Raw genomic sequence first — 23757 nt, 5'->3', positions numbered from 1 at the left:
ACCTCCCGGAGGAACCACCGATGGATCCCATGCCGACCGCGTCCGACCCCGAGACCTTCTGGGACGAGCTGTACCGCCGCCGCGGTGGGGGAGAGGTCCGCGCCAACCCCCTGCTCGCCGAGGTCGCCGGCCCGCTGACACCGGGCACGGCCCTGGACCTCGGATGCGGTGCCGGGGGCGACACGATCTGGCTGGCCCGGCGCGGCTGGGACGTCACGGCGGTGGACATCTCCGCCGCCGCCGTGGACGGGCTCGCGCGTCGCGGCCGCGCCGACGGGCTCGCGCCGCGGATCCGCGCCGAGCGCCACGACCTCGCGACGACGTTCCCGGACGGGACGTTCGACCTGGTCTCCGCCCAGTACCTGCACACCCCGTTCACGCTGGACCGCGACGCGGTGCTGCGGACCGCCGCGCGCGCACTGCGACCGGGCGGGCTGCTGCTGGTCGTCGACCACGGGTCCGTCGCCCCGTGGTCGTGGAACCAGGACCCGGACGCCCGCCACCCCACCGCCGCCGAGATCGCCGCCGGGCTCGGCCTCGATCCCGACGGATGGGCCGTCGAGCGCGCCGACGAGCCCCGGCGCCTCGCGACCGGCCCCGACGGCCGCACCGCCACGGTCGTCGACACCGTCCTGGTCCTGCGCCGCGCCGGCGCCGTCGCCACCCACCGGAGCTGACCGTGCCCCGCCGCGACACCGCCCTCCCGCCCGACGCCGCGGACGAGAAGAGCGTCCTGACCGGGTTCCTGGGCCACCTCCGCGGCGCGGTCGCGGCCAAGGCCCTCGGCGTCCCGGACGCCGCCGCCCGTGAGCCCGGCGTCCCCTCGGGGACCGGCCTGCTCGGCCTGGTCGCGCACCTGACGCACGTCGAGCGTCACTACTTCCTCGGTGAGGCCGTCCGGGACTGGCCCTCGACCTTCCGGCCGCGGGCGGAGGACACCGCCGAGGACGTCGTGGCGGCCTACCGGGAGGTCACAGCCCGGGCCGACGCCGTCGTCGACACCTGGTCCGACCTGGACCGGGCGGCGCCGGTGCCCGCGGGACGGAGGTCGGCCCCGTCGCGGCGGTGGCTGCTGGTGCACATGATCGAGGAGACCGGGCGCCACGCCGGGCACGCCGACATCCTCCGCGAACGCATCGACGGGCGCACCGGGCGCTGAGGCCCCGGACCCGCTGAGCGGCCCCCGCACGGAGATCTCGATCGGCCCACTACTTGCCGCACTGGCAAGCGATCTCTAGACTTGCCATTATGGCAAGTGCTGCCGGCTCGGGTTCGCCCGTCGAACGGGGAGTGTTCGACGAGGTGGTCCACTCACCGATCCGGTTGCAGGTCTGCGCCATTCTCGCCGCCGCTGACACGCTGAAGTTCGCAGAGGTGCAGGCGGAGTTGGGCATCACCGACTCGCATCTGTCGAAGAACGTGCGCGTGCTGGCCGATGCTGGATACATCGATCAGGTGAAGCATGCCGAACGGGTGGGCCACCGTCAGCGTTCGGTGACAGTGCTGACCTTGACGCAGCAGGGCCGAACCGCCTATCGACAACACGCTGCATGGCTCGACCATCTCACTCGCGGTCGCACGCCCTCATAGGTCGTCACCCCGCCAGGACAAGGAGGCACGATGCCCACCCTCGACGACGCACTGGATGCGACCCTCTCCGCGGAAGCCGTGGAGGCTTCGTTCGTCCATGCCGTCGCGGGCATCCGGACGACCGACAACGCCTACGTCAGCCCACGTGACGGTGTGGCCCACTCGCGCACCCGTTTCGAGATGCCCGATCTCGACGGCGCCGACACCGGGAGCCGCGCGGAGACGATCGTCCGTCACGGTGCGCTTCACACCCGTGCCGCAGACAGCGACGAGTGGGTGACACTCGACATGCCTCGACCGGTCCTCGGGTCGTTGGCTTTCCTGACTCTCCTGTACGGGGCAGAGCCCGAACGGTTCACGTCCACCGAGAACGCGACGATCGAGGTGGAGATCTCCGCGTCCCGCGCAATCGAACGAGTACCGGATGAACTGCGTAGCACTCTCGGGGACATCCTTGCCGGTCCGATACGGGAAGAGTCCGGGCAGTTCCCCGAGGTGAGCACGGCCCGTCTGAGTATCTGCGACAACCCGCTCCATATCGCAGAGATGACGGTCACCACGCTCCGTGGCGGGATGACGGAGACGTTCGCGCTGGAGATCCACCCCGTTTCGAGGAGGGTCATCGACAGTGCCATCGCCGCTGACGACACGAGCCGGTGAGGGCTTGCGGCGTCGCCCGACGCTCTCGGCGCCCACGGACGTCGCGTGTGGTCGACCAGTGGGTGTCGTGCAAGGGGCGTGGTCCCGCCGAGCCGCTCACACACCGGGGACGGTTCGTCCGCCGGTCGTGTGCTTCGTTCGGCGAGCAGCCGGCGCAGTGGCGTCCGGGCTCGCCTGCGTGGTTCGACCCGGCGGGGACGGCTCTCTGCGGTAGCGTCGTCCGTGGGAACGAGGCCGAGCCCGGCGGCGGCTCCGGAACGTTCGCGAGGGCTGCTCTGCGCGACCCGGAACTCCGCACACGAACTCGGCTGGACCAGTCGCCGACGGCCACCCATGGCCGGTGACACCCGGAGAGAACGAGACAGGCCCCTCGCCCTGTGTCAGCAGGTGAGGGGCCGATCTTCGCTGTGGGTACTCGTGGTGCCCCCGGCAGGATTCGAACCTGCGCTCCCGCCTCCGGAGGGCGGTGCTCTATCCCCTGAGCTACGGGGGCCGTGCGATGGGAGAAAGATAGCGCATCGCACCCGGGCCACCCGCGCGGGGGTGCCGATCATGCCCGTCGCCGGGCCCCGTTCACGCCCACCGCGTCACGAAGGCCAGGGCCGCGGCGTCGACCTCCTCCGGGTTCGAGGCGCTCAGGAAGTGCTGCCCGCCCTGCACGATCTCGAGCTCGGCGTGCGGGGCACGGGTGAAGCGCCCGATGCCGTCCTCGGCGTTGGCGACGGAGTAGACCGTGTCGTCGGTCCCGTGCAGCCACAGCACCGGGCAGCGGACCTCGTCGAGCCTGCCGTGCAGGCCGTCGCGGTCCCGCAGGTTGACCGTGCAGACGCGCAGGCGGTGGCGACCGTCGTCGCCGGTGTAGGTCTCGCGGTAGGTCCGCCGCCAGAACGCGCGGAACTCGTCGTCGATCCCCTCGCCGAGCCCCGCACCCAGGACGGCGTCGACGAACTCCTCCGGCACCACCCAGTCGTCGTCGACCGGGGCGGCCAGCGCGTCGACCGACGGCGTGCAGAACTCGATGCCGTCCCAGCAGCCCCGCTCGCGACTGGCCGGGCTCTCGAAGTCCATCGAGGTGCCGAGCGGGAGGATGCCCTGGATCCGGTCCGGGGCGAGCAGCGCCATCCGGGTGGCGACCCAGCCGCCCTGCGAGGTGCCGAGCACGAAGGCCCGGTCGACGCCGAGCGCGTCCATGGCCTGCAGGTTCGCCAGGGCGCTGTCCCAATAGGTGAAGTGCGGGTAGGTCGACCTCGTCGCGCCGTGCCCGTAGGGCTCCAGGGCGAGCAGGTTCGCCGCGCCCGAGAGGGTCGTGTCCTCGAACTGGGGGCGGTAGAGGTCGACGGTCGTGGTGAAGGAGTTGACCATGACGACGGTCGGGAGCGACGGGTCGTGCGGCCTACCGGACCGGTACCCGATCCGGGATCCGCCCAGGTGGGGGACGTCGACGGTCGCGGTGCTGCTCACAGGGCCTCCTCGGCTGCGGATGGCCACGGGGTGGCGCCGGCGTCCGCGGCAGCCCTTATCAGAGCGCTCCGCGGTGCCGGTCGTCCAGCCCCGGCACCCGGGGCGGTCAGCCCAGGGGCAGCGGGGCCGCGCCCCGCTCGGCGAGCAGCCCGCGCATCAGGTCCGCCTCGGAGTTCTGCGAGAAGAGCATCTGCCCGGCGAGGTTGCGGACCTCGCCGGTGTCGGCGTGGTCGCGGGCGTACTCGAGCATCGACACGCCGCCCTGGTGGTGGCGCAGCATGAGCTGGAGGAACTCGACGTCCAGCGCTGTGCCGGGCGGGGTGGCCCGGAGCCGGGCGAGGTCGGCGGTGCTCGCCATGCCCGGCATCGTCGCGACGCCGCCGGAGGTCCCCGACATGCCGGACATGCCGGCGTGCGCGGAGTCGTCCATCCAGGCCATGTGGCCGCCGCCGGGCAGGCTCGGCGCGTCCCACAGGCCGAGCCAGCCCTGCATCCGGCCGACCTGCTGGTTCTGGGTGGTCTCGATGTCGAACGCCAGCTGCCGCACCCGCGGGTCGGTGGCGCGGTCGCGCTCCCAGGACGCCATCTCGACGGCCTGACGGTGGTGCACGGTCATGTCCTGGGCGAACCCGACGTCGACCGAGCCCGGCTCGGGCACGAACGGGCCGAACGCGCCGCGTACCGCGAACCCGGCGACGAGCACCGCGACCAGCGCGATCACGCCGAGCGTGATCGTGATCGGGTTCCGCCAGAGCGGGGTCTCCTCGGCCGGGGTCGTCATCGGGGCCTCACTGCCCGGGGGCCGGTGCGGGCGCCGGGGCCTGCCCGGGTGCGGGCTGCCCGGGGACGGCCGGGTCGGGCGCCGGGGCGCCGCCGGGGGTGGCGCCCTGGTTCTCGGGCAGGATCGTCTGCCCGTCGACGGCGGACTGCTCCGGGATCGGCTGGAAGGCCGGCGGGTTGTCCTGGTCGAAGCCCTGCGCGCCGAGGGCGTCGCAGGAGGCGCCGACCTCGGGGTGGGTGAAGCGGTTGAGCCGCAGCGCGCGGATGAACTGGTCGATCCGCTCGTCGTCGGCGGTCTGGACCCTCAGCTGGTTGCCCCAGGACTGCAGCGAGATCGGGGCGTCGAGTCCCGGGTAGGGCGACATCACCGTGTACGGCTGCCCCTCGACCCGCTGGGACAGTGCGGCCTTGCCCGCCTCGTCGAGGGTGTCGGGGTTGTAGGCGATCCACACGGCACCGTGCTCCAGGGAGTGCACGAGGTTCTCCGAGCGGACCGGGTTCGGGTAGACCACGCCGTTGCACGCGGCCCAGAAGCCGTCGTGCGCGCCGCCGAAGGGCGGGCTGTGGGTGTAGGCGACCCGCTGGAAGCCGAGCACGTGCTGCAGGCCCGGGTAGTCCTGGCTGACGATGCCGGGGATCGCGAGCGCCGGGTTGCGGTTGTCGTCGGTGGGCTCCCAGGCCCGGTTCTGGTTGCGCTGCACCAGCGGGTAGACGATGAACGCCCCCGCGAGCAGCACCAGCACGGTGATCGCGGCGACCATGCCCCAGGGGAACTGGCGCCGGCCGACCGAGCTCGGCATCGACGGTCGCTTCTTGCCGGACTTGCCGCTGGCCATGGGGGAGTCCTGTTCGTGGTCGGCGGGCGGGTTCGCCCGAGTCTAGGAAGACGCCGTCAGCGGCTCGCCCACCACCCGTAGGAGCGGTAGTCGGGGTAGGGCGCGAGCAGCGGTGCAACCGGACGGGTGGTCACCGTGACGCGGTCACCGGTCACGAGCTCCCCGGGCACCGTGAACGACGCCTGCGCCCACGGCTGGGCGTCCGGCAGTGTCCACTCCCCGGCGGGGCGGCCGTCGACGTCGACGGCGACCACCCGGGTCCGCTCGCCGGGCAGCGCGGGACCGGCGCCGATCCGCCCGGTCAGGGTGACCGGCCGGCCGGGGACGGTGCCGCCGAGGGTGAAGGTCTCGCCGCCGACGACGTGCCGGCCGCTGTCGGCGACGAGCCGCCCCGGCGCGACGACGGCCCGGTCCAGCACCGAGTCCGGCTGCACGCCGAGCACCGGCGGGTCGGTCGTCCAGCCGTGCGCGGCCTCGTCGGCGGTGTCCCCGACGTTCAGGTGGTCAACGATCCGGCCGGGCACGGGTGCGTCCGGTGCCTGCGCGGAGTCCGCGGCGGACCAGTCCGCCCGCCAGATGCTGACCCGGTCGCAGCTGCGGTCGATCTGGCAGGTCTGCGGTGCGGACGCCGAGATCGGCCGGGCCGGCCCGGCGAGCCCGAAGGTGATGACCGGCTCGGTGCCGAGCAGTCCGGCGCGGCCGAGATCGGCGACGGGGACCCCGCCCCACCGGTCGAACACCGCGAACCACTGCGGCCGCCCGTCCGGCGGCAGCGCGCGCAGCGCCTCGTAGAGCGTCCCGGGCCCGTTCAGTGACGGCGCGGCCATCCCGTTCGTGGTCAGGCCGACCAGGTCGACGGTGCGGTGACCGCCGAACCATGCCGCGGCGCCGACGTCGTTGACGGCGACGACGTCGCCCGGCGGCACGTTCCCGGCGATCCACTGCGCGACGCTCACCGGCCCCTCGCGCATCGCCGAGGCCTGCTGACCCAGCCGCAGCGCCCAGGCGGGCGTCGCGGCGACGGTGAACAGCAGCACCACCGCGAGCAGCCCGCCGCGCGCCGCCCGGTGCGGCACGAGACCGGCGCCCAGCACCACGAGCAGGAGCAGCAGCGGCAGGAACGGCTGCAGGTAGCGCAGGTCCTGCCACATCGCCGTCGTCAGGGTGGCGACGGCCGCCACCACCAGAACCAGCCCGCCGCCGAGCGCGACCGCGAGGGTCCGCTCCCGGCGCGCGGCGAGCGCGGCGACCCCCAGCACCGCGACGACGAGCGCGAGCGGCGCCAGCACGTCCTGCCCGGACAGCCCGGCCAGCGAGGCGAGCAGCGCCGCGACGTTGCGCTGCACGTGGTCGGCGATCTCCAGCGGCTGGTGCAGGAACCCGGTGTGCAGCCACGACTTCGCGAGCACCCCGTTGGCCTGGGAGGTTCCGGTGAGCACCCGGAACAGCAGCAGCTGCGCCGCGAACACCACCACCGGCGCCGCGACGAGCAGCCCCCGCGCCGCCGCGCGCCCCGAGGGGAACCCTCGTTGCCACCTAAGCCACGAGAGTTCCCCTGGGGGCGTCCCGGGGCAGGACCGCAGCAGCGTCCACGCCATCGCGGCGGTGAACGCGACGGCGACCAGGAAGCCCTCGGGACGAGTGAGGGCCAGCAGCGCCGCGACCACCGGCGTCCACCGGACACGGGGACGTTCGCGCAGGTAGGACAGCAGGGTGCCGGTGACCAGGGCCGCGAGCAGGCCGACCTCCATGCCGCTGGCCCCGCCCCACAGCAGCGGCCCGCACAGCGCGGTGAGCAGTCCCGCCCACCATCCCGCGGCACGCCCGCCCAGTCGGGTCGCGGCGGCCGAGGTGAACGCCGCGGCGAGGGCGACGCCGACGACCCCGCCCGCGACGGCGACGGCGAGCAGCCACCGGCCGTCGAACCCGACCGCGTGCGCGGCGCCGAGCAGGACCATCCAGAGCAGGCTCGACGCGCCCGTCGTGATCTCCGCACCCGGCTGGTAGCGCAGCGGCTCGCCGTCGCCGAACTGCCGCGCGTACTGCAGGTGGATGTAGACGTCGTCGAGCGGCGGGACCAGGCTCCCGCGGTTGTAGGCCAGCGACACCGCGACGAACCCCGCCCCGAGCAGCAGCGCCACCGCCCCGGAGACGACGGGTGCGCGGGTACTCCGGTCGGTGGAGGGGGGCGTCACGCCCCGCATCGTCGCCGGTCGGGGTGCGGATACCTGCATGAGGGTGCCGGGGGTCCCTCCGTAGAATCCGGGTGGTGAATCCCGACGTGCTCGCCGACCTGGTCCGTGATGTCGCGCGGGACGTGCTGATCCGACGCGACCTGGACGTCTCCGCCCTGCCGGCCGATGCGGGTGTCGAGCGTCCCCGCAACCCCGACCACGGCGACTACGCGACCAACGTCGCGCTGCGGACCGCCAAGAAGGCTGGCGTGAACCCGCGCGAGCTCGCGACCTGGCTGGCCGAGGAGCTGGCGACCCGCGACGGCGTCGCCAGCGCCGAGGTCGCCGGGCCCGGGTTCATCAACCTGCGCCTGGCCGCCGACGCCCAGGGCGCGATCGTCGGGGAGGTCCTCGCCGCGGGCGCGGGCTACGGCACCGGCGACGAGCTGGCCGGGCGCAACGTGAACCTCGAGTTCGTCTCCGCCAACCCGACCGGCCCGCTGCACCTGGGCGGCACCCGGTGGGCCGCGGTCGGTGACGCGCTGGGCCGGGTGCTGTCCGCGCGCGGCGCGAAGGTCACCCGCGAGTACTATTTCAACGACGCCGGCGCCCAGATCGACCGGTTCGTCGCCTCCCTGGTCGCAGCCGCCAAGGGCCAGCCCGCCCCGGAGAACGGCTACGGCGGCGACTACATCGCCGAGATCGCCCAGCGTGTCGTCGCGGCCGAGCCCGGCATCCTCGACCTGCCCGACCAGCAGCGGGACGAGGCGTTCCGCCGGATCGGCGTCGGCTACATGTTCGCCGAGATCAAGCAGAAGCTGGGGGAGTTCCGCGTCGAGTTCGACGTGTGGTTCCACGAGCAGTCGCTGCACGACTCGGGTGCGGTGGAGACCGCCGTCGCGGCGCTGAAGGAGAAGGGCTCGCTCTACGAGGCCGACGGCGCCTGGTGGCTGCGCTCGACCGACCACGGCGACGACAAGGACCGCGTCGTCATCAAGTCCGACGGTCGCCCCGCCTACATCGCCGGCGACATCGCCTACCTGCGCGACAAGCGGGCCCGCGGCTTCGACCTGTGCATCTACATGCTCGGCGCCGACCACCACGGCTACGTCGCCCGGCTCAAGGCCGCCGCGGCCGCGTTCGGCGACGACCCAGCCGTGGTCGAGGTGCTGATCGGCCAGCTGGTCAACCTGGTCAAGGACGGCACCCCGGTCCGGATGAGCAAGCGCGCCGGCACCGTCGTCACGATGGACGACCTGGTCGGGGCCGTCGGCGTCGACGCCGCCCGGTACTCGCTCGTGCGGTCCTCGGTGGACTCGGGCCTGGACATCGACCTGGACCTGCTGGCCAGCCGGACCAGCGAGAACCCGGTGTTCTACGTCCAGTACGCGCACGCCCGGCTGTCCTCGCTGGCCCGCAACGCCGCCGACCTCGGCATCACCCCCGGCGAGGACTACGGCCTGCTGTCCCACCCCCGCGAGGGCGACCTGATCCGCACCCTCGGCGAGTTCGGCGACGTCGTGCGCACCGCCGCCGAGCTGCGCGAGCCGCACCGGGTCGCCCGCTACCTGGAGTCGCTCGCCGGCGCCTACCACAAGTTCTACGACTCCTGCCGCGTCCTGCCCCAGGGCGACGAGGAGGTCTCCGACCTGCACCGCGCGCGCCTCGCGCTCTGCGTCGCCGCCCGCACGGTGCTCGCCAACGGCCTGGCGCTGCTCGGCGTCGACGCCCCGGAACGGATGTGACATGAGGGCACACCCCGCAGGCCCGATGCACGCGGGCCTCACCCCCGCGCCCGAGTCGGCCGGGCCCCGCCCGGAGAGCGCCGCGGCGCTCGACGAGCTGGCGCCCGCGGTCTGGCCTCGGCACGCCGCCCGCGGCGCCGACGGCGCGCTGCGCCTGGCCGGGGCCGACGTCCGCGACCTCGCCGCGGCCCACGGCACCCCGCTGTTCGTGCTCGACGAGGACGACTTCCGCGGCCGCTGCAGCGAGTTCGCCGCCGCGTTCGGGGCCGAGGCCGTGCACTACGCGGCGAAGGCGTTCCTGTGTACCGAGATCGCCCGCTGGGTCGCGCAGGAGGGCCTGTCGCTGGACGTGTGCTCCGGCGGCGAGCTGGCCGTGGCGCTGCGCGCGGAGTTCCCGCCCGAGCGGATCGCGCTGCACGGCAACAACAAGTCCCTCGCCGAGCTGGAGGCCGCGGTCGAGGCGGGGATCGGCGGGATCGTCGTCGACTCCTTCGACGAGATCGCCCGGCTCGCCGACGTCGCCGCCGCACGGGACACCGTCGCGCCGGTGCTGATCCGGCTCACCGTCGGTGTCGAGGCCCACACCCACGAGTACATCGCCACCGCACACGAGGACCAGAAGTTCGGGTTCTCCATCGCCGGGGCCGACACGAAGGACTCGGCGGCGCTGGAGGCCGCCCGCCGTGTGCTCGCCGCGAGCCACCTGAGCCTGGTCGGGCTGCACAGCCACATCGGCTCGCAGATCTTCGAGACCGAGGGCTTCGAGGCGGCCGCCCGGCGCGTGGTGAAGGTTCTCGCCGACCTGCACGCCGAGCACGGCGGCGAGAACCTGACCGCGCTGCGCACCCTGGACCTCGGCGGCGGCATCGGCATCGCCTACCGGCCGGGGGACACCCCGCTGTCGATGCCGGCGCTGGCCGAGGAGCTGCGCGCGATCGTCACGCGCGAGTGCGCCGCCTCCGGGCTGGACGTGCCGGCGATCGCCGTCGAGCCGGGCCGGGCCATCGCCGGGCCGGGCACCGTCACCGTCTACGAGGTCGGCACCGTCAAGGACGTCCCGCTCGGCGGGTACTCCCGGCGCTACGTCAGCGTCGACGGCGGGATGAGCGACAACATCCGCACGTCCCTCTACGACGCCGAGTACGACGTACGGCTGGTGTCCCGCGCCAGCGGGCACGACTCGGTCCCCGGCGGGGACGTCCCCGTGCTGTCCCGGGTGGTCGGCAAGCACTGCGAGTCGGGTGACATCGTGGTGCGCGACTGCTGGCTGCCGGCCGATCTCGCGCCGGGCGACCTGCTGGCCGTCGCGGCGACGGGGGCCTACTGCTACGCCATGGCGTCGGGGTACAACCGGCTGCCGCGACCTGCTGTCGTCGCGGTCCGTGACGGGGTCGACCGGACCCTGTTGCGTCGCGAGACACTGGAGGACCAGTTCCGTTTCGAGGTGTGAGCGCACCCGGGTGAGAACCGCCACCCGGACCTGTCCGCACCCGTCCGACCAGGAATGATCGGCGCGCGCCCGAGGGGTGCGCGCACGCGAGGAGGACACGTGGCGAGCGAGACCGGCGCCGTCCGGGTGGCACTGCTGGGCTGCGGCACCGTCGGCACCGAGGTGGTCCGGCTCATCACCGAGCAGGCCGACGAGCTGGCCGCGCGGGTGGGAGCCCGCATCGAGCTGGCCGGGGTCGCCGTGCGGCGACCGCACCGGCACCCCTGGCTGACCGAGAACTTCCCGGACCTGGTGACCACCGATGCCGGCGAGCTCGTGACCCGCGACGACGTCGACGTCGTCGTCGAGGTCATCGGCGGGATCGAGCCGGTCCGCGGCTGGCTGCTGGAGGCGCTCAAGTCCGGCCGCTCGGTCGTGACGGCGAACAAGGCGCTGCTCGCCGAGGACGGCCCGACGCTGGCCGAGGCCGCCGACGCCTCCGGCGCCGACCTCTACTACGAGGCCGCCGTCGCCGGAGCGATCCCGCTGCTGCGCCCGCTGCGCGAGTCCCTGGCCGGGGACCGCATCACCCGGGTCGCCGGCATCGTCAACGGCACCTCGAACTTCATCCTCTCGGCCATGTCCTCGGGCGGGACGTCCTACGCCGACGCGCTGGAGGAGGCGACCCGGCTGGGCTACGCCGAGGCCGACCCGAGCGCCGACGTCGACGGCTACGACGCCGCCTCGAAGGCCGCGATCCTGGCCTCGCTGGCGTTCCACACCCGCTTCACCGCCTCCGACGTGCACCGCGAGGGCATGCGCGGGGTCAGCTCGGCCGACGTCGCCGCCGCCCGCAGGCTCGGCTGCACGATCAAGCTGCTCGCCATCTGCGAGCGCGTGGTGGCCACGGACGGGACCGAGTCGGTCTCGGCGCGCGTCTACCCGGCGATGGTCCCCGACTCGCACCCGCTGGCGGGCGTCGACGGCGCGTACAACGCGGTGTTCGTCGAGGCCGAGGCCGCCGGCCAGCTGATGTTCTACGGCCAGGGCGCAGGCGGCGCGCCGACCGCCTCCGCGGTGCTCGGCGACCTCGTCGCGGTGGCCCGCAACCGGGTCGGCGGCGGCCGCGGGCCGCGCGAGTCGGCCTACGCCAGCCTGCCGGTGCGCCCGATCGGCGAGGTGCCCACCCGGTACCACGTCGACCTCGAGGTGGCCGACCGCGAGGGCGTGCTCGCCACGATCGCGAGCGAGTTCGCGCGGAACGGCGTCTCCATCGCCGCGGTCCGCCAGACCGGCGGGGTGAACGGCTCGGTGGACCGGGCCGACGGCTCGGACCGCAGCCAGGCCCGGCTGACGGTCGTCACGCACTCGGCGCCGGAGGCCGCGCTGTCGGCCACGGTGTCGGCGCTGCTGGACCTCGACCACGTGCTCGGCGTCGCCGGGGTGCTGCGGGTCGAGGGGCTGGGCCGCGCGGTGAGCGCACTGGGTATGGGCGAATGACCACAGGTGGGGGATCAGGGAGTGGACCGGTTGTGACGGGCAGCGTGCGAGGAGTCCGGGGGCCGGCGTCCGGTCCCTTCGGTCCGGTGACCCAGGTCGCCGGTGCGGTCGCGCCGCCGCCACCCGGCCAGTGGCCGGGTGTCATCGAGGCCTACCGCGACCGGATGCCGGTGCAGCCGGACTGGACCGTTGTGACGCTGGGGGAGGGCGGCACGCCGCTGCTGCCGGCCCCCCGGCTGTCGGAGCTGACCGGCTGCCAGGTCTACCTGAAGGTCGACGGCGCCAACCCGACCGGCTCGTTCAAGGACCGCGGCATGACGATGGCGGTCACCGCCGCGCTCGCCGACGGCAAGTCCAGCGTGCTGTGCGCCTCCACCGGCAACACCTCGGCGTCGGCGGCCGCCTACGCCACCCGTGCCGGGATGACCTGTGCGGTGCTCGTGCCGACCGGGAAGATCGCGCTGGGCAAGCTCGCCCAGGCCGTCGCGCACGGCGCCCGGATCCTGCAGATCGACGGCAACTTCGACGACTGCCTGGAGCTGGCCCGCAAGACGACCGCCGACTACCCGGCGATCGCGCTGGTCAACTCGGTGAACCCGACCCGGATCGCCGGCCAGGCCTCGGCCGCCTACGAGATCTGCGACCAGCTGGGCCGCGCCCCGGACGTGCACTGCCTGCCGGTCGGCAACGCCGGCAACATCACCGCGTACTGGCACGGCTACCGGGGCTACCACGCCGACGGCGTCATCCCCGCGCTGCCGCGGATGTTCGGGTTCCAGGCCGCCGGCGCCGCACCGCTGGTGCACGGCGCCCCGGTGAGCGACCCCGAGACGATCGCGACCGCCATCCGGATCGGTGCCCCCGCCTCGTGGAAGGGCGCGACCACCGCGCGCGACGAGTCGAACGGGAAGTTCGCCGCCGTCACCGACGACGAGATCCTCGCCGCCTACCGGATGCTGTCCGCGCAGGAGGGCGTGTTCGTCGAGCCCGCATCGGCGTCCAGCGTCGCCGGGCTGCTGCAGAGCCACGCCGACGGGTCGCTGCCCCCCGGCTCCCTCGTGGTGTGCACGGTGACCGGGCACGGCCTGAAGGACCCCGACACCGCTCTGCTCACCGCGCCGGACCCGGAGATCGTCCCGATCGACCCCGGGGCGGTCGCGGCGGCGCTCGAGCTGGCCTGATGGGTCGCCCGACGCGCGTACTGGTGCGGGTCCCGGGGTCGACGGCCAACCTCGGCCCCGGCTTCGACTCCCTCGGCATGGCCCTGGCGTTGTACGACGAGATCGAGGTCGAGACCTTCGAGACGCCGGGGGTGTTCGTCGACGTCGCGGGGCAGGGCTGCCGGCACGTCCCGCGCGACGAGCGGCACCTGGTCCTGCGGGCGATGCGTCTGGCCTTCGAGACGTTCGGCGGGGCGCCCGCGGGGCTGCGGCTGCGCTGCCTCAACGCGGTGCCGCACTCACGCGGCCTCGGCAGCTCCGCGGCGGCCGCCGTCGCCGGGGTGACGGCCGCCGCCGTGCTGGCCGGGCGGGACCCGGAGCTGGAGCGCGACGCGCTGCTGCAGCTCTCCGCCGGCATGGAGGGCCACGCCGACAACGCCGCGGCCAGTCTGCTCGGCGGATTCGTGGTGGCCTGGGAGGCGGCGGGGTCGGCCCGGCGCTTCCACGCCGAGAGGTTGGAGGTGCACCCCGACGTGCACCCGGTCGCCTGTGTGCCCGACGTCGAGTCCTCGACCAAGACCACCCGGGGGCTGCTGCCCGAGCAGGTCCCGCTGGCCGACGCCGCGTTCACCGGCAGCCGCTGCGCGCTGGCGGTGCTGGCGATGACTCGGCGGCCGGACCTGCTCATGGCAGCCACCGAGGACCGGCTGCACCAGCCCTACCGGCGGCCGGCGTACCCGTCGTCGCTGCGGCTGGTCGAGGCGCTGCGCGAGCACGGCGTACCCGCCGCGATCTCCGGCGCCGGGCCGACGGTGCTGGCGCTGACCCGCGACGGCGTGCTGCCCGACGGCGTCGACACCGACGGTTTCGCGGTGCAGCGGCTGCCGGTCGACGCCACCGGTGTGCAGGTCGAGGTCCGCTGAGCACCGGTGCCCGCCGGGAACGTGAGGTACGCGACCCCGTGTGTCGGCGCGTCGCCCGAGGGGGGTTGTTGCCGCCCCGGGGTGTACGGACTAGTGTCGCCCGTGCATGGCGATCCACGCGACATCGGCGTAGTCTTGCGGCCGGGCCCGCTCGCCCGATCTCCTTTCTGAACTGGACTCGGAATCCCGAACGGGCGGCCTGACTCCCGCGACGTCGTCGTGGGACTCCATCTGTGAATGCTGCCGATACGGGGTCTCCGTATCGGCCGAGCGTGTGACATCCCCTGACCTGGACAGGTAACCGGGTCGGTCAGGAAGGAACTCTGTGAGCGAGACCGATCTCGCCGGTACCGGGACCGCGTCGGCCGAGGCGGCGCCCCGCCGACGCGGCGGCCTGTCCGGCATGGTGCTGGCCGAGCTGCGCCAGCTGGCCACCGAGCTGAACGTCCCGGACATCTCCGGCATGCGGAAGGGCGACCTGATCGCGGCCATCAAGGAGCGTCAGGGCGGAGCGGCGGCGGCCCCCGCGAAGAAGCCGAAGGCGAAGGCGGACCCCGCCGCCACCACCGGCTCCGACGGTGCGGGCGCGCCGCAGCTCGCCCTCGGCGACACCGCCGCGGCCCCCGCCGGCAACGGCTCCGCCGCGCCGGCCGCCCCCCAGGCACCCGCCGAGCAGGCCGGTGACCAGGGCGGACAGGCCGCCGAGCAGGCCGAGGCCCCCGCGCCGCGCACCCGTCGTCGCCGTGCTGCGACCCGTCCGGCCGGCGCCCCCGACGCCACCGTGACCGACGCCGCCACCGGCGACCCCGGCACCTCCACCGGCAACGGTGCCGCCCCGGCCGCCGCCGAGAGCGCCCCGGCCGCCGCGCCCGAGCAGGCCGCCCCCGCCGCGAGCGCGCCGGAGAAGGCCGACAGCACCTCGGCCCCGGCCGAGGAGCGCCGTGAGGACGCCGACGGCGCCGGTCGTCGTGGCCGGACCCGCCGCCGCGGGCAGGGCGACGACAACGGCCAGAAGGACAACGGCCAGAAGGACAACGGCCCCCAGGGCGCCCCGAAGGACCCCGCCACGGACGCGGGCCAGAAGGACGCGGGCCAGCGGGACGCGGGCCAGAAGGACGCCCGTCGCGACGCCGACGGCGACGACCCCGGCACCGACGGCGACCGCCGTCGTGGCCGTGGCGCCGACCGCAACGCCGAGCGCGGTGCCGACCGCAACGGTGGCGACCGCACCGGTGAGGGCCGCGACGACAACGGCCGCGGCAACGGCGACAACGGCCGTGGCGGGCGCAACCGCGACGGTGACGACTCCGGCCGCGGCAACCGCGGGAACCGCAACAACGACCGGACCGGCGACCGCGGTGACAACCGTGGTGAGCGGAACGGCGACCGGAACAACGACCGCAACGGCGACCGGAACAACGACCGGAACAACGACCGCGGTACCGACCGGAACGACTTCCGCGACGACGACGGTGACGACGGTGACGGCCGCGGCCGCCGCGGCCGCCGCTTCCGCGACCGCCGTCGCGGCCGGGACCGCGAGCGCACCGGTGGCGGCGCCACCGGCGGTGGCGTGGACACCGAGATCCGCGACGACGACGTCCTGCTGCCGGTCGCCGGCATCGTGGACATCCTCGACAACTACGCGTTCGTCCGGACCACCGGCTACCTCTCCGGCCCCACCGACGTCTACGTGTCGATGTCGATGGTCCGCAAGAACGGCCTGCGCCGCGGCGACGCCATCACCGGCGCCGTCCGCCAGCCCCGCGAGGGCGAGCAGCAGCGGCAGAAGTTCAACCCGCTGGTGCGCGTCGACTCGATCAACGGGCGGGACCCGGAGGCCGCACGCAACCGGCCCGAGTTCACCAAGCTGACCCCGCTCTACCCCAACGAGCGGCTCCGCCTGGAGACCGACCCGACGCAGCTGACCACCCGCGTGATCGACCTGATCATGCCGGTCGGCAAGGGGCAGCGTGCGCTGATCGTCTCCCCGCCCAAGGCGGGCAAGACGACGATCATGCAGAACATCGCGAACGCGATCACCACGAACAACCCCGAGTGCCACCTCATGGTCGTCCTCGTCGACGAGCGGCCCGAGGAGGTCACCGACATGCAGCGGTCGGTGAAGGGCGAGGTCATCGCCTCGACCTTCGACCGCCCGCCGGCAGACCACACCGCCGTCGCCGAGCTGTCCATCGAGCGGGCCAAGCGCCTGGTCGAGATGGGGCACGACGTCGTCGTCCTGCTGGACAACATCACCCGCCTCGGCCGCGCCTACAACCTGGCGGCGCCCGCGTCGGGCCGGATCCTGTCCGGTGGTGTCGACTCCACGGCGCTGTACCCGCCGAAGCGCTTCCTCGGCGCCGCGCGCAACATCGAGGACGGTGGCTCGCTCACCATCTTCGCGACCGCGCTGGTCGAGACCGGGTCCACGATGGACACGGTGATCTTCGAGGAGTTCAAGGGCACCGGCAACGCCGAGCTCAAGCTGGACCGGAAGATCGCCGACAAGCGGATCTTCCCGGCCATCGACGTCGGCGACTCGAGCACTCGCAAGGAGGAGCTCCTGATGTCGCCCGACGAGCACGCGGTGATGGTGAAGCTCCGCCGCGTCCTCGCCGCGCTCGACGACCAGCAGGCGCTCGACCTGGTGCTCGGCCGGCTCAAGAAGACCAAGACCAACATCGAGTTCCTGATGCAGGTCGCCAAGAACGCCCCCGGCAACGACGAGGACTAGTCGTCGCCGTGCCGTCCGGGCCCCGGTGGGAATTCCGCCGGGGCCCGGATGGTTGAATGGACCGTCAGCTTCCCGGCACCGGTTCACCCTGGTCGTACCAGGGACCCGGCGGCCAACGATGAGGAGAGAGCCATGCGCGAGGGAATCCACCCTCAGTACGTCGACACCCAGGTCACCTGTGGTTGCGGCAACCAGTTCACGACCCGCAGCACCAAGAACAGCGGCGCCATCAGCGTCGAGGTCTGCTCCGCCTGCCACCCGTTCTACACCGGCAAGCAGAAGATCCTGGACTCCGGTGGCCGCGTGGCCCGCTTCGAGGCCCGCTACGGGAAGCGCGAGCGCGCCGCCAAGTAGCTCCCGACACGGCGCCCGTCGCCTCGCCGTACGCGAGGAGGCGGGCGCCGTTTCGCGTTCCCTCCCCAGCGCCTCGAAGGAATCTCCGATGAGCACGCAGTCGGTCGACGCCCTGCTCGAAGAGCACGCCGAGCTGGAGCAGCGCCTCGCCGACCCGGACGTCCTCTCCGACCAGGCGCAGGCCCGCAAGCTGGGCCGTCGCTACGCCGAGCTCGGCCCGGTCGTGCGCTGCGCCCGCGAGCTCGCCCAGGTCCGCGACGACCGCGACGCCGCCCGTGAGCTCGCCGCCGAGGACCGCGCCTTCGCCGCCGAGGCCGACGCCCTGGACACCCGCATCGTCGAGCTCGAGACCGAGCTGACCGAGCTGCTGCGCCCGCGTGACCCGCACGACGGCGACGACGTCCTGATGGAGGTCAAGTCCGGCGAGGGCGGCGAGGAGTCCGCGCTGTTCGCCGGCGACCTCGTGCGCATGTACAGCCGCTACGCCGAGAGCCGCGGCTGGAAGGTCGAGGTCCTCGGCGCCACCCCGTCCGATCTGGGCGGGTACAAGGACATCACGCTGTCCCTGCGCAGCAAGGACCCGGTCGACGGGGTGTGGGCCGCCCTGAAGTTCGAGGGCGGCGTGCACCGCGTCCAGCGCGTCCCGGTCACCGAGTCGCAGGGCCGCATCCACACCTCCGCGGCCGGCGTCCTGGTCTTCCCCGACGCCGACGACACACCCGACGTCGAGATCCACGACGCCGACATCCGGGTCGACGTCTACCGGGCCTCGGGCCACGGCGGGCAGAGCGTCAACACCACCGACTCCGCCGTGCGGATCACGCACCTGCCGACCGGCATCGTCGTGACCTGCCAGAACGAGCGCTCCCAGCTGCAGAACAAGGCCCGCGCGATGGACGTGCTGCGGGTCCGGCTGCAGGCGAAGGCCGAGGCCGAGGCGGCCGAGGCGGCGTCGGAACAGCGTCGCTCGCAGGTCCGCACGGTGGACCGCTCGGAGCGGATCCGTACCTACAACTACCCGGAGAACCGCATCTCCGACCACCGTGTCGGGTTCAAGGCCTACAACCTGTCCGCGGTGCTCGACGGCCACCTCGTCGACGTCCTCGCCGCTCTGACCGCGGCCGAGCGCGCCGAGGCCATGGCGGGGGAGCAGGAGCCGGAATGATCCCCCGCTCAGGTGATGCTCCGGTCACCTGCGGTGTCCCCGCGCCCCGCAGCCGGGACACTGGAGCCGTGACCGAGACGACGGCGAGCCCCACGACCGGCAGCCGGCTGCCGCTCCGGGTGGCGATCGCGGAGGCCGAGCGCACCCTGGCGGCCGCCGGTGTCGCGTCCCCGCGCGTCGACGCCGAGCTGCTCGCCGCGCACGTGCTCGGCTCGTCGCGGTCCACACTGCTGATGACCCCGCTGGTGGACCCACCGGTCGTCGAACGGCTGCAGGCCCTCGTGGCCCGCCGCGCCACCCGCGAACCGTTGCAGCACATCCTCGGCACCGCGGTACTCGGCCCGGTCGAGGTCGCCGTCGGACCGGGGGTGTTCACCCCGCGCCCGGAGACCGAGCTGCTGCTGGAGTGGGGCCTCGCCTCGATCCGCGACGTGAGCCGCCCCCGGGTGCTCGACCTCTGCACCGGCTCCGGCGCGCTCGCGCTGGCCTTCGCGGTGTCCCGGCCCGACGCCGAGGTGCACGCTCTCGAGGCCGACCCGTCGGCACTGTCCTGGACCCGGCGCAACCTCGACGCGCACGTCGCCGCGGGCGGGCGCCCGGTGACCCTGCACGTCGCCGACGTCCGGTGGACCGACCTGCTCATCGAGCTGGAGGGTGCGGTCGACCTGGTCGTCTGCAACCCGCCCTACGTCCCGGACGGGACGCCGGTGCCGCCCGAGGTGGAGCGGTGGGACCCACCCGGCGCCGTGTTCGGCGGGCCCGACGGCACCCAGATCATCCAGGCCGTCGTACGCGGGGCCAGCGGATGGCTGCGGCACGGCGGGCACCTCGCGATCGAGCACGACGACACCCACGGCGAGACGGTCCCGGCACTGCTGCGCCGCCGGCGCACGCTGGGCGAGGTCACCGAGCACGACGACCTCACCGGCCGCCCGCGCTTCGTCACCGCCCGCCGCGTCCCCTGCTCCTGACGCCCGTCCCACCCAGCGGGGAGCGGTCGTCCGGACGTCCCGCCGGCGCCGCGGATGTGAGCCGCCCCGCACCCCCGCGCGGCACGGTCGTATCCTCGCGGATCGTGAGTGCACCGCAGACCCAGCCGCTGTTCGACTGCAGCGTCCCCGCCGAGCGCGCACGCGGTCTGACCGCCGCCGCGCGCGCCGTCCGGGCGGGTGAGCTGGTCGTCCTGCCCACCGACACCGTCTACGGCATCGGCTGCGACGCGTTCAACGGCACCGCCGTGCGCGCGCTGCTCGCCGCCAAGCGGCGCGGCCCGGACATGCCGGTCGGCGTGCTCGTCGGTTCCTGGACCACCATCGACGGCCTCGTCTCAGGAGTCCCGCAGTCCGCCCGGGCGCTGATCGAGGCGTTCTGGCCGGGCGAGGTGTCGCTGGTGCTGGAGCACGCGCCCTCGTTGGCCTGGGACCTGGGCAGCACCCGCGGGACGGTGATGCTGCGCATGCCGCTGCACCCGGTCGCGCTGGAGCTGCTGCGCGAGGTCGGGCCGATGGCGGTGTCGAGCGCCAACACCTCGGGCAACCCGCCGGCGTCGAACGTGACCGAGGCGATCACCCAGCTGGCCTCGAGCGTGCAGGTCTACCTCGACGGCGGCCCGTCCGGTGACCCGGTCGCCTCCACGATCGTCGACCTCACCGGCGCCCGGCCGCGCATGCTGCGCGAGGGCGGGGTGACCGCCGAACAGGTCGAGGAGGTCGTCGGTCAGGAGATCGACCGGGTCTGAGGCGGCCACCCGCGGGTGTGATCACGCCTGCACGGCCGCGGCCTGCGGGGATGGCAGCGGGTAGCGTGTCCCGGCGTGAGCGAGCAGACCTTCTGGGGACCGGACTTCCACGCACTGCAGCAGCAGGACCCCGAGATCGCGGGCGTCGTGCTGGACGAGCTCGAGCGCCTGCGCGGCGGACTGCAGCTCATCGCGAGTGAGAACCTGACCAGCCCCGCGGTGCTGGCGGCGCTCGGGTCGACGCTGTCGAACAAGTACGCCGAGGGCTACCCCGGCCGCCGCTACTACGGGGGCTGCGGCGTCGTCGACGTCGCGGAGAACATCGGCAACGCGCGTACGAAGGAGCTCTTCGGCGCCGAGCACGCCAACCTCCAGCCGCACTCGGGCGCGAGCGCGAACCTCGCCGCCTACGCCGCGTTCGCCAAGCCCGGCGACACCGTGCTGGCCATGGACCTCAAGCAGGGCGGCCACCTCACGCACGGCAGCAAGGTCAACTTCTCCGGCCTGTGGTTCAACGCGGTGTCCTACACGGTCCGCGAGGACACCGAGGTCATCGACTACGACCAGGTCCGCGACCTGGCCAAGCAGCACCAGCCGAAGATCATCATCGCCGGTGCGACCGCGTACCCGCGCCTGATCGACTTCGCGGTGTTCCGCGAGATCGCCGACGAGGTCGGCGCCAAGCTCATGGTCGACGCCGCGCACTTCATCGGTCTGGTCGCCGGCAAGGCGATCCCGTCGCCGGTGCCCTACGCCGACGTCGTCACCGCCACCACGCACAAGGTCCTGCGCGGCCCGCGCGGCGGCATGGTGCTGTGCCGCGAGGAGCACGCGAAGGCCATCGACAAGGCCGTCTTCCCGTTCTCCCAGGGTGGCCCCCTGATGCACGCGGTCGCCGCGAAGGCCGTCGCGATGAAGGAGGCGGCGCAGCCGGAGTACCAGGCCTACACCCGCCAGGTCGTCGCGAACGCCCGGGCGCTGACGACGAGCCTGGAGTCCGAGGGCATGCGCGCCGTCTCCGGCGGCACCGACAACCACCTCGCGCTGCTGGACCTGCGTCCGATCGGCGTCACCGGGTCGGAGGCGGAGACCCGCTGCGACCGCGCCGGCATCACGCTGAACAAGAACGCGATCCCCTACGACCCGGCGCCGCCGATGAAGCCGTCCGGCATCCGGGTCGGCTCGCCCAGCGTCACCACGCAGGGGATGACCGAGGCCGACATGGCCGAGGTCGGCGCGCTGCTGGCCCGCGCGGTCAAGGCCGAGCACGACACCGCGGCCGGCGACGCCGAACTCGCCGACGTCGCGAAGGCGGTCACCGCGCTCGTCTCGAAGGCACCGGCCTACCCTCGGGGATGACCTGAGACCCACGGCGGAGGCGGAGAGGCGCTCGCGACGTGCCCACTGACCAGTTCACGTACGGACTCCCCATCCGGGAGCTCCTGCTCGTCGGGCTGGTCGCCGCCGTCGTCACGCTGCTGCTGACCGGGCCGGTCCGGATGCTGGCGCTGAAGGTCGGCGCGGTGGCCTGGCCGCGGGGACGGGACGTGCACGTCACCCCGACCCCGCGGTGGGGCGGCCTCGCGATGTTCGGCGGGGTGCTGGCCGGGCTGCTGCTGTCGCTGCAGCTCCCGGCCCTGCGGCTGGCCTACTTCGAGCAGAGCACCGAGGTCGTCGGGGTCGTCGTCGCGACCGGGTTGCTGGTCGGCGTCGGGATGCTCGACGACCGCTACGACCTCGACGCCCTCACCAAGTTCGCCGCGCAGGTCACCGCGGCCGGGCTGTTGGTCCTGTACGGGGTCCAGTGGCTCCAGATCTGGATCCCGATCGGCGGCGACTCGTTCCTCAGCGGGTCGGTGCTGGCGCTGGGGCAGAGTCAGTCGGTGCTGCTGACGGTGCTGGTCACCGTCGTCCTGGTGAACGCGATGAACTTCGTCGACGGGCTCGACGGGCTCGCCGCGGGGATCGGGCTGATCACGACGCTCGCGACCGCGGTGTTCTGCATCGGGCTGATCAGCGAGAACGGCAACGATCCGGCCACGTTCGTCCCCGCGCTGCTCGCGGTGGTGCTCGCCGGGTCCTGCCTGGGGTTCCTGCCGCACAACTTCCACCCCGCGCGGATCTTCATGGGGGACACCGGCTCGATGATGGTCGGGGTGATGCTGGCCGCCGCGATCACGAGCGCGTCCGGCCGCGTCCCGCAGTCGGACACCCCGTCGGCCGGGGATCTGCTGGCGCTGGTCTCCCCGGTGGTCGTGCTGGTCGGGATCGTCTTCATCCCGTCGCTGGACCTGCTCATGGCGGTCGTGCGCCGGACCCGGGCCGGGACCAGCCCCTTCAGCCCGGACAAGATGCACCTGCACCACCGCCTGCTCCAGGTCGGGCACAGCCACCGGCGCGCGGTGCTGCTGGTCTACCTGTGGGTCGCGGTGATCGCCTTCGGCGCGGTCGCGCTGGCCCTGGTCCCCCGCACCGGGCTGGTGCTCGCCGCGACCGGGATCGCGTTGGTCGTGGCGTTCGTGGCCTCGGCAGTGCCGCACCGGTCGCGGATGCGCACCGCCGCCTCCGCGGCGCCGGTCGCCGCGGGGGAGACGGCGATCGCCTCGACCGACGACCTCCCGGACGCCGGGCCCGGGCGCCGGGCGCCCCCGGCCCGGCCGTCCGCCGGTGGTCCGGTCGAGGACGGTCCCGGACCGCCGGGCCCCGCCGCGGCGGCACCGGTGCCGGGCCGGGTCGTGCCGGGCGGGGACACGTCCGGTCGGGAGCCGTCACGGCGGGACACATCGGGTCGGGACGCACCCGGGGGGCCTGCGCCGTGGACGCGGGGCGCGCACCGGCCGAGCGGCGGGCGTGGCCCGTCGCGGACCGGGACGCGACGCGCGCCCGCCGGCACCGGGGGACCGCTGGTCGCCGGTACTGCGGGACCTGCGCCCGCCGGACCCGGACCCACCCGGCTCGCGGGCACCCCGACCGGGGGGCCGGAACACGTCGGCCCGACGACGTCCGCCGATGCCGGGCCGCCCACACCACCGACCCCGCCCCGGCCCGTCGCCGCCCGTCCGCGGATGCCACGCGGCACGGCCGCCGGACCGCCGACGCCGGCCCCGACCGACCCCGGGCCGGTCCCGCCCCGCCCGCAGCACCCGCGCGGCACCGGCCACCGCGCCCACCCCGCCGCGACACCGGGGCCGGACCAGCCGACCGTCCCCACCCCCGCGCACCACCCCGCCCGGGACCGCGACGCCTGACCGGCGCCGGTCCTGGCCCTGGGGAGAGGTGTCCGCGCTCACGGATCAGGCCCGCCCGCCCCGTACGCCGCCCGGTCCCAGGGCCGTCGAGCGCGTCGAGAAGCACCTGGGTGCCGCCCGACGGCGGTCCGACGACGCTCGGGAGCTTCTCGACGCGGGCCGGGCGGCACGGGACACCGCGGGGGACGGCGCCGGTCGGGGCGCCGGACCCGCCGGTTACCGTGTGCGCGGAGCCGTACCCGCTGGTGGGGCGGCCG

General features: G+C 73.9%; 20 protein-coding genes and 1 tRNA gene. 16 read left to right on the top strand and 5 right to left on the bottom strand.

The genetic code is table 11. The features are described 5' to 3' along the window. The first annotated feature begins 20 nt into the window (after positions 1-20). The 4 genes from ATL51_RS11405 (at position 21) to ATL51_RS11390 (ending at position 2250) form a co-directional block, all read left to right on the top strand. A complete protein-coding gene (locus ATL51_RS11405; protein WP_392567367.1) occupies positions 21-677 on the top strand; it encodes a class I SAM-dependent methyltransferase in 657 nt (218 codons plus the stop codon). Between the two features lie 2 nt (positions 678-679). Beyond that, positions 680-1159 carry a DinB family protein gene (locus ATL51_RS11400; RefSeq protein ID WP_167409937.1) on the top strand — a complete coding sequence of 160 codons (480 nt, stop codon included), beginning with the start codon at positions 680-682 and terminating at the stop codon, positions 1157-1159. An 89-nt stretch (positions 1160-1248) separates the two neighbouring features. After that, positions 1249-1590 carry a transcriptional regulator gene (locus ATL51_RS11395; protein WP_073578529.1) on the top strand — a complete coding sequence of 114 codons (342 nt, stop codon included), beginning with the start codon at positions 1249-1251 and terminating at the stop codon, positions 1588-1590. 30 nt (positions 1591-1620) lie between these two features. Beyond that, positions 1621-2250: a hypothetical protein gene (locus ATL51_RS11390; protein ID WP_100878610.1), complete on the top strand. Its 630-nt coding sequence runs from the start codon at positions 1621-1623 to the stop codon at positions 2248-2250. 418 nt (positions 2251-2668) lie between these two features. Here the strand turns inward: ATL51_RS11390 and ATL51_RS11385 are convergent. The 5 genes from ATL51_RS11385 to ATL51_RS11365 all read right to left on the bottom strand — a co-directional run bounded on the left by ATL51_RS11385 (position 2669) and on the right by ATL51_RS11365 (position 7522). After that, positions 2669-2743, bottom strand: a tRNA-Arg gene (locus ATL51_RS11385). Positions 2744-2823: 80 nt separating this feature from the next. After that, the gene (locus ATL51_RS11380; protein WP_100878609.1) at positions 2824-3711 is read right to left on the bottom strand and encodes an alpha/beta fold hydrolase; all 888 of its coding nucleotides are present in this window, start codon (positions 3709-3711) and stop codon (positions 2824-2826) included. Positions 3712-3817: 106 nt separating this feature from the next. Next, on the bottom strand, positions 3818-4492 hold the full coding sequence (locus ATL51_RS11375) for a DUF305 domain-containing protein (RefSeq protein WP_100878608.1): 675 nt from the start codon (positions 4490-4492) through the stop codon (positions 3818-3820). 7 nt (positions 4493-4499) lie between these two features. Then, entirely contained in the window at positions 4500-5327 is an 828-nt protein-coding gene (locus ATL51_RS11370; RefSeq protein WP_100878607.1) for a DUF3105 domain-containing protein, read from the bottom strand. 56 nt (positions 5328-5383) lie between these two features. Continuing rightward, positions 5384-7522: a hypothetical protein gene (locus tag ATL51_RS11365; RefSeq protein WP_100878606.1), complete on the bottom strand. Its 2139-nt coding sequence runs from the start codon at positions 7520-7522 to the stop codon at positions 5384-5386. A gap of 74 nt (positions 7523-7596) precedes the next feature. On the opposite strand from ATL51_RS11365, the gene argS reads away from it, so the two are divergent. From argS to ATL51_RS29690, 12 genes are all read left to right on the top strand, one after another. Next, positions 7597-9246 (top strand): arginine--tRNA ligase, encoded by a 1650-nt coding sequence (argS, locus tag ATL51_RS11360; protein WP_100880651.1) that lies wholly within the window; start codon positions 7597-7599, stop codon positions 9244-9246. A 1-nt stretch (position 9247) separates the two neighbouring features. Then, complete coding sequence (gene lysA, locus ATL51_RS11355) at positions 9248-10696, top strand: diaminopimelate decarboxylase (protein WP_100878605.1); 1449 nt, start codon at positions 9248-9250, stop codon at positions 10694-10696. 99 nt (positions 10697-10795) lie between these two features. After that, on the top strand, positions 10796-12175 hold the full coding sequence (locus ATL51_RS11350; protein ID WP_073578522.1) for a homoserine dehydrogenase: 1380 nt from the start codon (positions 10796-10798) through the stop codon (positions 12173-12175). 164 nt (positions 12176-12339) lie between these two features. After that, complete coding sequence (thrC, locus tag ATL51_RS11345; protein WP_301549246.1) at positions 12340-13356, top strand: threonine synthase; 1017 nt, start codon at positions 12340-12342, stop codon at positions 13354-13356. Continuing rightward, positions 13356-14258 carry a homoserine kinase gene (gene thrB / locus ATL51_RS11340; RefSeq protein WP_100878604.1) on the top strand — a complete coding sequence of 301 codons (903 nt, stop codon included), beginning with the start codon at positions 13356-13358 and terminating at the stop codon, positions 14256-14258. The genes thrC and thrB overlap by 1 nt, the downstream gene beginning before the upstream one ends. A 325-nt stretch (positions 14259-14583) precedes the next feature. Continuing rightward, entirely contained in the window at positions 14584-16995 is a 2412-nt protein-coding gene (gene rho, locus ATL51_RS11335; RefSeq protein ID WP_392567366.1) for a transcription termination factor Rho, read from the top strand. Positions 16996-17127: 132 nt separating this feature from the next. Beyond that, positions 17128-17349 carry a 50S ribosomal protein L31 gene (rpmE, locus tag ATL51_RS11330; RefSeq protein ID WP_062397374.1) on the top strand — a complete coding sequence of 74 codons (222 nt, stop codon included), beginning with the start codon at positions 17128-17130 and terminating at the stop codon, positions 17347-17349. 88 nt (positions 17350-17437) lie between these two features. Beyond that, on the top strand, positions 17438-18514 hold the full coding sequence (gene prfA / locus ATL51_RS11325) for a peptide chain release factor 1 (protein WP_100878603.1): 1077 nt from the start codon (positions 17438-17440) through the stop codon (positions 18512-18514). Positions 18515-18582: 68 nt separating this feature from the next. Continuing rightward, positions 18583-19485 (top strand): peptide chain release factor N(5)-glutamine methyltransferase, encoded by a 903-nt coding sequence (gene prmC / locus ATL51_RS11320; RefSeq protein WP_301548993.1) that lies wholly within the window; start codon positions 18583-18585, stop codon positions 19483-19485. Between the two features lie 104 nt (positions 19486-19589). After that, positions 19590-20252, top strand: a complete 663-nt coding sequence (locus ATL51_RS11315) for an L-threonylcarbamoyladenylate synthase (protein ID WP_208622969.1) — start codon at positions 19590-19592, stop codon at positions 20250-20252. Between the two features lie 75 nt (positions 20253-20327). Then, positions 20328-21611 (top strand): serine hydroxymethyltransferase, encoded by a 1284-nt coding sequence (locus ATL51_RS11310; protein ID WP_100878601.1) that lies wholly within the window; start codon positions 20328-20330, stop codon positions 21609-21611. Positions 21612-21649: 38 nt separating this feature from the next. Then, on the top strand, positions 21650-23500 hold the full coding sequence (locus tag ATL51_RS29690; RefSeq protein WP_322789676.1) for an MraY family glycosyltransferase: 1851 nt from the start codon (positions 21650-21652) through the stop codon (positions 23498-23500). Positions 23501-23757: the final 257 nt, after the last annotated feature.

The sequence above is a fragment of the Pseudonocardia alni genome (assembly GCF_002813375.1).
GTDB lineage: Bacteria > Actinomycetota > Actinomycetes > Mycobacteriales > Pseudonocardiaceae > Pseudonocardia > Pseudonocardia alni.
Note: the sequence above shows the minus strand (reverse complement) of the source record. Positions and strands in the feature narration are given on the sequence as shown.